Annotated in this window: 8 protein-coding genes and 1 pseudogene; 6 read left to right on the forward strand and 3 right to left on the reverse strand. The window is 67.8% G+C overall.

Annotation, left to right across the window (positions count from 1 at the left end; all coding sequences use genetic code 11):
* Positions 1–82: 82 nt before the first annotated feature.
* Positions 83–703 carry a LysE family translocator gene (locus DM816_RS12005; protein ID WP_117210246.1) on the reverse strand — a complete coding sequence of 207 codons (621 nt, stop codon included), beginning with the start codon at positions 701–703 and terminating at the stop codon, positions 83–85.
* A 165-nt stretch (positions 704–868) separates the two neighbouring features.
* Here DM816_RS12005 and DM816_RS12010 point away from each other — a divergent pair, with 165 nt between their 5' ends.
* From DM816_RS12010 to DM816_RS12030, 5 genes are all read left to right on the forward strand, one after another.
* A complete protein-coding gene (locus DM816_RS12010) occupies positions 869–1,390 on the forward strand; it encodes a hypothetical protein (RefSeq protein WP_117210247.1) in 522 nt (173 codons plus the stop codon).
* Between the two features lie 431 nt (positions 1,391–1,821).
* Positions 1,822–2,184: a YrdB family protein gene (locus tag DM816_RS12015; RefSeq protein WP_211588653.1), complete on the forward strand. Its 363-nt coding sequence runs from the start codon at positions 1,822–1,824 to the stop codon at positions 2,182–2,184.
* 104 nt (positions 2,185–2,288) lie between these two features.
* Positions 2,289–2,513: a S1 RNA-binding domain-containing protein gene (locus DM816_RS12020; RefSeq protein WP_117210249.1), complete on the forward strand. Its 225-nt coding sequence runs from the start codon at positions 2,289–2,291 to the stop codon at positions 2,511–2,513.
* A gap of 436 nt (positions 2,514–2,949) precedes the next feature.
* Positions 2,950–3,888 (forward strand): alpha/beta fold hydrolase, encoded by a 939-nt coding sequence (locus DM816_RS42440; protein WP_162907365.1) that lies wholly within the window; start codon positions 2,950–2,952, stop codon positions 3,886–3,888.
* Positions 3,889–5,033: 1,145 nt separating this feature from the next.
* Positions 5,034–5,933, forward strand: coding sequence for a class I SAM-dependent methyltransferase (locus tag DM816_RS12030; protein ID WP_117210251.1), 900 nt, complete (start codon positions 5,034–5,036; stop codon positions 5,931–5,933).
* 582 nt (positions 5,934–6,515) lie between these two features.
* On the opposite strand, the gene DM816_RS12035 is transcribed toward DM816_RS12030, so the two are convergent.
* Positions 6,516–9,746, reverse strand: coding sequence for an error-prone DNA polymerase (locus tag DM816_RS12035; RefSeq protein WP_117210252.1), 3,231 nt, complete (start codon positions 9,744–9,746; stop codon positions 6,516–6,518).
* A gap of 88 nt (positions 9,747–9,834) precedes the next feature.
* Here DM816_RS12035 and DM816_RS45755 point away from each other — a divergent pair, with 88 nt between their 5' ends.
* Positions 9,835–10,080, forward strand: coding sequence for a BTAD domain-containing putative transcriptional regulator (locus tag DM816_RS45755; RefSeq protein WP_211588654.1), 246 nt, complete (start codon positions 9,835–9,837; stop codon positions 10,078–10,080).
* A 6-nt stretch (positions 10,081–10,086) separates the two neighbouring features.
* On the opposite strand, the pseudogene DM816_RS12045 reads toward DM816_RS45755, so the two are convergent.
* Positions 10,087–10,282 (reverse strand): annotated as a pseudogene (locus tag DM816_RS12045) (amidohydrolase family protein); the annotation flags it as partial.

Raw genomic sequence — 10,282 nt, forward strand, 5'->3', positions numbered from 1 at the left:
GGTCTGCGGCCGGACGGAGCGTGGCAACGTGCGCGGCCGGGCGCTTACAACTACCGCGACAACGTGCTCGATGTGTTTGGTGTCATTGGGTGACCGCGATTTGCACGGCTAGCGACGCGAGCACGGTCGCGGCCAGCCAGCGCTGGACGCGCAGCCAGCGCGGGCGGTTGGTGAGCCACGGCGTGATCCGGCCGGCCGCAAGCACGACGAGACAGTTGAACGCGAGCATGATGGCGATCTGCACCGATCCGAGGATCAGGCCCTGCACCGCGACATTGCCCCGGGCCGAGTCGATGAAGCGGGGCAGCAGCGAGAGATAGAGCACGGCCATGGTCGGGTTGAGCAGGTTGGTGGCCAGGCCGACCAGGAACAGGCGGCCGTGCGAGTGGGTGGTCAGCTCGCTGTCGTCCACAATGGACTGTGCGCGCACCGTGTGCCACGCCAGCCAAAGCAGGTATGCCGCGCCGACAAACCTTATGGCGTCGAACAGATGTGGCACGAGGGTCAGCACGGCCGTCACGCCGGCCGCCGAACCGGCGAGGTAGATGACGAAGCCGGCGCCGACGCCCAGCAGCGCCACCAGCCCGGCAGTGCGCCCCTGCGCCACGGTGCGCGAGACGAGATAGACAGTGTTCGGGCCCGGCGTCAGCACCAGTCCCACCGCTATCAGGGCAATGCTCAGCACCGCCACCGAGCTGACCATGCTAGGTGACCCTCCAATTTCGACAGTGTTCCCCAGCCGGAGGTTATAGTACACCTGTTCGAAAGTGGGCTTCACGGATGGAGCGGTATGCGTGGAAGTTGGCACGAAAGTGCCGCCGGTGATCGAGGTTGTCGGTAACGCTTGCAAGGGTGTAATCATGTAAGCATGACTGCGACTGCCTCAGACGCGAAGGCCTGGATCACCGGGCTGATTCCCGACGACCTTTACCAGGGGCCGCCCGACATCACGATCGACCGCGACGAGATTTTGATCGTGGGCGCGTTGTCCGAGCCCACTCTGCCCGCCGACTCCACCGACGCCGACCAGGCCGCCGCCGAAGCGGGCCGGATCTCCGCCTTCCGTGAGTCAACACGCGACAAGCGAATCCAGCTCGCCCGCCAGGCCGAGCACCGCTACCGGCGCAAGGTAGCGTGGGGAGCCCGGTGCGGGGGCACACGCACGCTGTTCACCACGCATTCGGCGCCGGTCATGACACGGCTGCGCCAGCCTGAGCGCCAGGTGCTCGACACGCTCGTGGACGCGGGCGTCGCCCGCTCCCGGTCCGAGGCGCTCGCCTGGTGCGTCAAGCTGGTCGGCCAGCACACCGAGCAGTGGCTGACCGAGCTGCGCCAGGCAATGAGCGCGGTCGACGAGTTGCGCCAGCGCGGGCCGGTAACGGACAGCTAGCTTCGTTCGTTGCTTTCGATCGCTTCCGGGCGCCGGTCCGTGAGGCTTGGGAGAGAGGCTGGGTCGGCGGTCATTCGTGGGGTGAGAGCCGGACGCGAATCGGATGCACGGCGCCGATCCGGTGCTGCGCACCGGGCGGGCAACCCGTTGCGGGGCATTCACTGGTGCGTGGGACGGTGCGACGACTGGGGCATCCGGGCGCGTGCCCACACGTCGTTGCCGCGTGCGTAGCGATGGCGGGGCGATGCGTCCTCACCGGCGGCGACACACCCTTGCCGCTGCTGAATGTGACCGTCCGGCCGCCCGCGGGGATGCCGAGGCGACGCTGCTCGAATCAAGTATGGGATCTGTATGACCCACGGATGCCCACGTCGGCCAGGACCACCGCGCGTCCTGGCCGTTGAAGTTCGGATAGGGTCATGATCGTGGTCGTGAAGTTGGACGCTGTGCCCAGGTGGTTTGTGTACCTCAACGCTTTGCTGCGGTTCGCGCTGGAGATCACCGCGTTGGTGGTGTTGGCGGTGTGGGGCTGGCGTATTTCTGTTGTGCTGGCAACCGTGCTGCCGTTGACGGCTGCGTTGCTGTGGGCGAGGTTCGTGGCACCCAAGGCCAAGTGGTTCCTGCCGCTGCCGGGGCGGCTTGCGGTCGAGGCGGTCGTGTTTGGGGGAGCGACGGCCGCGCTGGTGGACATGGGCCGTGTTGGGTGGGCGATCCTGCTGGGTGGGTTGGCGGTGGCGAACTCCACGCTTGTGCATCTGGTACGGGACGATGAGCGTGCTAGGTTGATGGCATGACTGCCGGGCAGGCGACAGATGGTCGCCACGAGCTGATTGGTTACCCGGCCGTGGCGTGACGGCCCGGCGCACCTCCCCGTCCTTTGACAGGAGGGAGGTGAGAAATGTCCAATCCGGACTGGCAAAACTTCCTTGACCAACATGACGTTGGCGATGTCCTGCGCGGGCGTGTGACCCGGGTCGTGCCGTTCGGCGCGTTCGTCGAGGTCGCGCCCGGCATCGGCGGGCTGGTCGTCGGCAAAGGCCGGGTCGAAGTCGGGGCCGAAATCGCGGTGCGCATCGCCCAGTTCGACCCGGTGGAGCAGTGGACGCACTTCACCTTCGCGTAGGCCTCTTCGGCCCGCAACTATCGCATTGCCTTTACCGGAGCGGCCACCGCATCAGGATTTGCAGTAGCCGGTCACGGCACTGGCCTTGCAACGGGTTACGGCTCGGGTTTGTGGTTTTCGTTCGGGCTTTGCGGCGGTTTCCACTCAGGCCTTGACGTTATTCGTCAGGCCCAGGCCCTACGGTTTCCGCTCGCGGCTTGCGGGGTGGCTGCCGTTTCGGCGAGCTACTGCTTCAGTTTAGGGTGGCTGCTTCCGCTGCGGCGGCTGCTTCGTTTGCGGTGCGGTTGCTCGTGGTGCGGTGTTTGCCTTGGTGGTGGTGCGGTTGCTCGTGGTGCGGTGTTTGCCTCGGCCACGGCGCGGCTGCTTCTGTTGCGGCGACTGCCTTCGGTCTGCGGCGGTCGCGGAAAATGTCAGACCCCTGGTTTAGCGTCGGGCCATGAACACCTTTGTGCTGATCCCGGGTGCTTGGCTGGGAGCATGGGTCTGGCAGCCGGTGGCCGAGCGCCTGCGCGCGCTCGGCCACCGCGTCCATGTGCTCACGCTGTCAGGCCTGTCTGGCGACTCTGGCCTGCCTGACGGGTCCGGCCCGTCCGCCGGGTCTCGCCAGGCCGGCGACTTGTGTCCGCCTGGCCTGTCCGCTCGGTCTGGGTCGTCTGGCGAGTCCGGTCCGCCTGACCTGTCCGCCCGGCCCGGCTCATCCGGCGGCTCCGGCACCTCTGACCGATCCAGCGCGTCTTCCGGATCTGGTGCTTCTGGCGGTTCCGGCCCGTCGGCCGGGGCGTCCTTGCCTGGCGCGGAGATTGGCCTTGCCACGCATGTGTCCGACGTTCTTGAGCTGCTCGACTCGGCCGACGTGCGCGGGGCCGTGCTCGTCGGGCACAGCTATGCGGGCGTTGTCGCCGGCCAAGTCGCGTCCCTCGTGTCGGAGCGGATTGCGCACACCGTGTTCGTCGACTCCAACCTCCCCGTTGACGGTCAATCCATGACCGACGGGTGGTCACCGCGCGGGCAGGAGCTGGTGCGCGCCGCTGTCGACGCCAACGGCGGGTGGTGGCCGGTGCCGGAGATCGAGGAGTTCGACGGGCACGACCTGACCGATGAACAGGTGGCGTGGCTTGTCGCACGGGCAAGCCCGCATCCGGGCGGCACCTTGTTTGAGCCTGCCCACCTCGCACGACCCCTTGCCGAGCTTCCGGCGACCTATATTCGGTGCCTGCGGCCCGACGCCAAGCCGCGCGACGATGTCCTCGCCCTGCACGGCGCGCCCACTTGGTCGTTCGTCGACCTGGACACCGGCCACTGGCCTATGGTGTCCCAACCCACGGCCCTCACCGACCTGTTGCTGGACGCCCATCATCGCCCCCACGGTCCATAGCCACGCCTGGGCGGCATCCACTTTGGACGGTGTGGCCACGGGCTCATCAGCGGCAGGCAGGTTGTGGCAGGCGGTTGGTGGCGGGCTGGGTGGTCGGTGGGAAGGTTGTGGCACGCTCAGATCGGGTTCTGCCGGCCGACACGGTCGACGATCCCGACAACCATCGGCTCAAGGCGGCCAACCTCGCCGCCATGTGGCCCGCCTTCCGCGACGCCGATCCGCTGCCTCATCGCGACCGGCCGGGTAAGCGACGCCGCCACGTTGCGTGCCTACGCCGACGCGTTCCCAGCCATGAGGCTCCGTTGTGCCGGGTGAGGAAGTCTTCGGCCATGGTGGCGAAGGCGTTGCGGAGCATGGCTTTGCACCGGTTGTTCCTAGCAACGTCAGTCGGTCCAATTGAGCAAGGTTTCGGGGGCCACCGTTCCTGTGTCAGGCGGGCTGGTGACACTCCCTCGTTTGAGTGTCTTCCGACCTTGGATGGCTTTGCTGGGATGGTCTTCTGCGTCGATCAGCGGTCGTGTCGGGAGGCCGAGTTTGTCGTCGCGTGTCGAGCTGTTCGCGCAGATCCGCCAGGACCGCCGTCTTAATCCGTCTCTGTCTGAGCGGAAAGTTGGCGGCGCGGTACCAGGTGTCGCGTAAGACAGTGCATGCGGCGTTGCTGTCGGCGATCCCACCGCCACCGAAGAGGCGTGGCCCTCGCGCGTCGTCGTGGACCCGGCCAAGCCGAGGACCGACGGCCGAGGTTGACTTCTGCGACGCCTGGGTGCGTCTGATCGACCGGCCGGAGCCGGTGCGGGTGCACCTGTTCTCGATGCGCTTGTCCTACTCGAGCAAGACGATCCATCGCGCGTTTGCTTCCCAATCTCAGCAGGCTTTTTGGAAGGCCATGTGGAGGCATTTGGGGTGCTCGGCTGATCCCCGACGCGACATATCCCGCGGCTCTGCGCCGCCATCGTCGACCGGCTCACCTTCAACGCCTGCATCATCGAAACCGGCACCGACTCCTACCGGCTCAAAAGCACCCGCAACGGGCGGCAGAAAGCCGTGACCGTCCACACCAGACCAGCCCGACGCCGTAACAGACGCTTACCCGCATATACATAAATGCGTGGACCGGTGCCCCAGCGAACGCTAACGTCCCACACATGATCTATCAGCACCCGTTGGCCTATCTCCTGGGGCTTGAAGGCATCGCGCTAATGCGGGCCTGGGTAGGCGACTTCGACCAGGACTTCGTCCACAGACGCCTGGCCGAGATACGACGGCTATTGGCCACCGAAGCGATCGCCGGCCACGACGGGGTGATGGTCGACCGCGGCGACACGCTCACCGGGTACCGGCAATGGGCCGCGACCTACGATGAGCCACGCAACAGCCTGTTCGACTGCGACGAACCCGTCATGCATCAGATCATCGATGCGCTCCCGCCCGGCGACGCCCTCGACGCGGCCTGCGGCACCGGCAGATACGCCGAATACCTCGCCGGACGCGGACATCGAGTAGTCGGCGTGGACAGCTCACCCGACATGCTCGACCGGGCCCGCACCCGCGTACCGTCAGGCGAGTTCCTCCTCGGCGACCTCCACCAGCTACCCCTGCCCGACAGCTGCGTCGACCTCGTCGTGTCCGGCCTCGCCCTGTCCCACGTGCCGACACTTGAACCGGTGATGGCCGAGTTCGCCCGCGTCCTGCGACCCGGCGGGCACCTGGCCATCTCCGACGCCCACCACGACATCGTCTTCCGCGGCTCCAACCCACATGCGCTCGGACCCAACGACGAACCCGGCCTAGTCGCCACCTACCGCCACACCCCCGGCGACTTCCTACGCGCCGCTCTCCCGACCGGGCTGCAAGTCCGACGCTGCGAGGAACCCCGCCCCCTCCCCGTCGACACGCCACCACCTCCGCCACCCGCCGATCTCACCGTGAGCGACTGGCACGACTGGCCGTGGTCGCTGCTAGACCTCATCCCCGAGGCGAGCAGGGCAGCGTGGGCCGTACCCGGCGCCATTATCTGGCACTTCCAGCTGACCAAGCCGTCATAGACATAGGCCACCCCATCTGGATGTCGTTATAGAAGACCGTGTAGTTTTCCGTCTCCGCCGCGGATGACCGTCTCCATCGCCCGTGGCGCCCAAGTGGCGTGCGAGTGCCGGTTGGCGGCCAGACTGTCCCCTCCGGGCTTCCACGGCTGTGCCCGGCGCGGACCTCGGCCGCCATGCGCTCGAAGTCGGCCTGCGTGTGCAGCAGCCCGGGATGCTTGAACACCGGCGGAGCGCCGGCGGTGGCCGACGGGCTCGGACTGGCGGCAGGGCCGGCGCGCTCGGTGATTGCGAAACGCTTCCGGCGACGGACCGGATGGCGAAGCCGCGCCGGTGCCCGAGGTAACGCTTGCCCGCCAAGGGTGGCAAGCCGTCACCGCGCCGACCGCCGCCAACCCCGCGACATCCGCGCCTGTCTCTAGAACGCGCACCAGACGCCTGCGGCTGACTGCCGGTGCGCCATGCTCGTGCGACAAGATCAATCCCGGGGCGCCGATCGACCGGCCGCGATCGTGACCGCGGGCTACGCGGGCACGTCAGCGGGGGCACCGCGATGTATCCGCCCTCGGCGCCACCGCACCCCGGCTATCTGAAGTCGCGCGATTTCGGGTTGGTGGAGATGGGCAGCCGGGTGAGCTTTTCCGCCACGAGGTTGATGACGCCGGACTGGCTTTCGAGCGTCCCGCGCACGATCAGCGCCGGGCTGGTGATGGCGAGCCGCCGGTAACGTTGCCACAACCCGGGCGAGCAAACCACATTGAGCATGCCGGTCTCGTCCTCAAGGTTGATGAACGTGATGCCCGACGCGGTGGCCGGGCGTTGCCGATGCGTGACCAGCCCGCCGACGGCGACCCGGGAGCGGTGCTCGATGCGCGGCAGGCGGGAGATGGGCACGGCTCGCTGCTCATCCAGGAAGGGGCGCACGAGCTTGATGGGATGACTGTCCGGCGACAGCCCGGTGGACCACACGTCGGACACCAACAGGTCGACGTCTTCCATGCCGGGCAACGCGGGAGCGTCGAGCCCCACGGTGGTCCCCGGCAGGTGACCGGAGCGTTCCTGCGCCGCGGCACCGGCTATCCACAGCGCCTCGCGCCGGTCAAGCCCGAAGCACGCGAAGGCGTTGGCGGTGGCGAGGGCCTCAAGCTGCGCGGCCGGAAGCCGGGTGCGCACGACGACGTCGGGAATGTCAACGTATCCAGCCTCGGGGCGCCGCTCGACGATGAGTTTGGCCGTGCTCTCCGAGATCGTGCGCACGGTGTCCAGCCCGAGGCGCACCGACGGGCCGCCGAGGCCCCACTGGGAGGGCGGTGTGCCGGGCCCGTCGGCGCGCACGGCCCAGTTGCCGCCCTCCAGCGTTGCCTTGACCTCACTGCGGTTGATGTCGGGCCGGAGCACCTCCACGCCGTGCCGCCGCGCATCGTCCACAAGCGACTGTGGCGAGTAGAACCCCATCGGCTGCGCCTTGAGCAACGACGCGCAGAACGCGGCCGGGTGATAGCGCTTGAGCCAGGCGCTCACATACACCAGATGGGCGAAGCTGATCGCGTGGCTCTCCGGGAAACCGTAGTGGGAAAAGGCCGCGAGCTTGTTGTAGATGTCGTCGGCGAGCTCGCCGGTGATGCCGTTTTTGGCCATGCCCGCGAAGAGCTTGTCCTTGAGCTCGGCCATGCGCTCCAGCGATCGCTTGGAGCCCATGGCCCGGCGCAGCTTGTCGGCGTCTTCGGGGGTGAAGTCGGCCACGTCCATGGCCAACTGCATCATCTGCTCCTGGAACAGCGGCACGCCCTTGGTCCGGCCCAGGGCGTTCATCATCAGCGGGTGCGGGATCTCCCACTCCTCCCCGTTTTTGCGCCGGATGAACGGGTGCACCGACCCGCCCTGGATCGGACCGGGCCGGATCAGCGCGACCTCCACCACGATGTCGTAGAACTCGCGCGGTTGCAGCCTTGGCAGCGTTGACATCTGCGCGCGGCTCTCGACCTGGAACACGCCGACCGTGTCGGCCCGGCACAGCATCTCGTAGATTTCCGGGTCGTGTGGCTGATTTTGGCTCAGATCCGCTCTCATGCCCAGGAATTCGTAAGCGTATTGGATGGCCGACAGCATGCCGAGCCCGAGCAGGTCGAACTTCACGAGCTTGATGGCCGCGCAGTCGTCCTTGTCCCACTGCAGGACCGTGCGCCCCTCCATGCGCGCCCACTCCACCGGGCACACCTCGATGATGGGCCGGTCACAGATGACCATGCCGCCGGAGTGGATGCCCAGATGCCTCGGCGCGGTGAGCAGCTCGTTGGCGAAGTGCAGGACGTTTCCCGGTACCCCATCGATATCTTCTTTGGAAATGGCTCTCCAGCGATCGATCTGCTTGCTCCACGCGTCTTGTTGACCCGGCGAGTGCCCAAACGCGCGCGCGACATCGCGGACGGCCGATCGGGGACGATATGAGATGACATTGGCCACCAAGGCGGTGCGCTCCCGGCCGTGGGTCTCATAGACGTATTGGATGACCTCCTCGCGCCGGTCGGACTCGATGTCGACGTCGATGTCGGGCGGCCCGTCCCGCTCGGGCGCGAGAAACCGCTCGAACAAAAGCTTGTATGCGATTGGGTCCACATTGGTCACTCCGATCGCGTAGCACACGGCGCTGTTGGCCGCCGAACCGCGCCCCTGGCACAGGATCCCGTTGTCACGACAAAAGCGCACGATGTCCCACACCACCAGGAAGTAGCCCGGGAAGTTGAGCTCATCGATCATCTTCAGCTCGCGCTCGATCTGCGCGTAGGCCTCCGAGTGCACCAGCCCGTAACGCTCGGCGGCCCCTCGGTAAACCAGATCTCGCAGCAGGTCCATTTCGGACTGTCCCGGTTTGAGATCCTTGAACGGTGGCAGCTCCGGCGCGATCAGATGCAGGTCGAACGCCAGCCGCTCGGCCAGCCGGGCCGCGTTGACCACGGGCTCCGCGCTGAACAACCGTGCGGCCATCTCGTCACCCGAGCGCAGATGGGCCGTTGCCGCCGCCGGCAGATAGGGATCTATCTGATCCAGACTGCTCCGCGCCCGGACCGCCGCCATCACGGTGGCCAGCCGGCGGCGGGAGGGGGCGTGGTAGTGCACGTTGTTGGTGGCGACCAGTTCGAGCCCTTTTGCCCGGGCCAGCTTGACGAGCGCGTCGTTGCGATCGCCGTCGAGCGGGTCGCCGTGATCCGTGAGCTCGACGAAAACGTTGTCGCGACCGAACATCTCGGTCAGCTCGTCGAGCCTGCGCGCCGCATCTTCGTTGCGCGCCAAGGCCTGCGGCACGGCGCCCTTGCGGCAGCCGGTGAGCGCGACCACGTGCCCGTGCAGCCCGGCGATCGCGTCGAGGTCATAGCGCGGCCGCCCCTTCTGCCCGCCCGCGAGATGGGCCCGCGCGATCACCGACGAGAGCCGGGCATAGCCCGTCTGCCCCTTGGCCAGCAGGAGCAGGTGCTCGCCGGCGGGATCGGGCGGCCCGGCCCGCTCGACCCCGGACAACCCGAGCTCGGCGCCGAACACCGTCTGCAGCGGCAGCTCGCGCGCCGCCTCGGCGAACCGCACGACCCCGTAGAGGCCATCGTGATCGGTGATGGCCAGCGCCTTCAGCCCGAGCCGGACCGCCTCATGCGCGAGCTCCTCGGGATGCGAGGCGCCGTCGAGGAAGCTGAAGTTGGTGTGGCAGTGCAGCTCGGCATAGGGCACGTCGCTGTGGCCGGGCGCCGGCGGCACGCGCTCGGGCCCGGCCCACCCCGCGCGGTCGTCGTCGGCAAGCGGGTCGATGATCGTGCCGCCGACCATGCGCTGCTCCAGCTGAGCCCACGTCAGGTCGGACCTGCTACCCCATCCCACTCGAACGAGTGTACTAAAAACCGGGAGTGCCGTGACCGTGAGCCCCGACACCCCAGGGCTCTCTTGCGAGCGTACGCGAGGTTGGGCCCACCCGACATCGCGATGCGATGGCGCGACATGGCCCGCAATCACGAGACGGGCCGCCGGGCGGCGGGCCGAGGCGCTTTCCCCGTACCGGGATCTCGCCCGACGGCTGGCCGACGGGTTGGGGATCGACCCGTGTCCCGAGGTCCGCGAGCTTTACACCGCGGTCCTGCGGGCGACGAGCGCGAGCCCGTGGTGAGGTGAGCTATCGGCGTTTTCCGCGCAGGACAACGGCCATGGGGTGGGTGAGCTGGTCGAGATCGGCGCGTGGGTCGGACTCGTAGACGACCGCGTCGGCGGGTGCGCCGTCGACCAGGCCGGCGAGGCCGAGGTAGGCGCGGGCGGCCCACGAGGCCGCGCCGAGCGCGTGGTGTGCCGGCACGCCGGCCGCGACCAGGGCC

It is taken from the genome of Allorhizocola rhizosphaerae (assembly GCF_003426775.1).
GTDB classification, from domain to species: domain Bacteria; phylum Actinomycetota; class Actinomycetes; order Mycobacteriales; family Micromonosporaceae; genus Allorhizocola; species Allorhizocola rhizosphaerae.

Excerpts from the sequence above, each read along its gene's own strand:
- DM816_RS12010 (WP_117210247.1), top strand. The coding sequence starts at position 869 with ATGACTGCGACTGCCTCAGACGCGAAGGCCTGGATCACCGGGCTGATT.
- DM816_RS12030 (WP_117210251.1), top strand. The coding sequence starts at position 5,034 with ATGATCTATCAGCACCCGTTGGCCTATCTCCTGGGGCTTGAAGGCATC.
- DM816_RS12035 (WP_117210252.1), bottom strand. The coding sequence starts at position 9,746 with ATGGTCGGCGGCACGATCATCGACCCGCTTGCCGACGACGACCGCGCG.
- DM816_RS12020 (WP_117210249.1), top strand. The coding sequence starts at position 2,289 with ATGTCCAATCCGGACTGGCAAAACTTCCTTGACCAACATGACGTTGGC.
- DM816_RS42440 (WP_162907365.1), top strand. The coding sequence starts at position 2,950 with ATGAACACCTTTGTGCTGATCCCGGGTGCTTGGCTGGGAGCATGGGTC.
- DM816_RS12005 (WP_117210246.1), bottom strand. The coding sequence starts at position 703 with ATGGTCAGCTCGGTGGCGGTGCTGAGCATTGCCCTGATAGCGGTGGGA.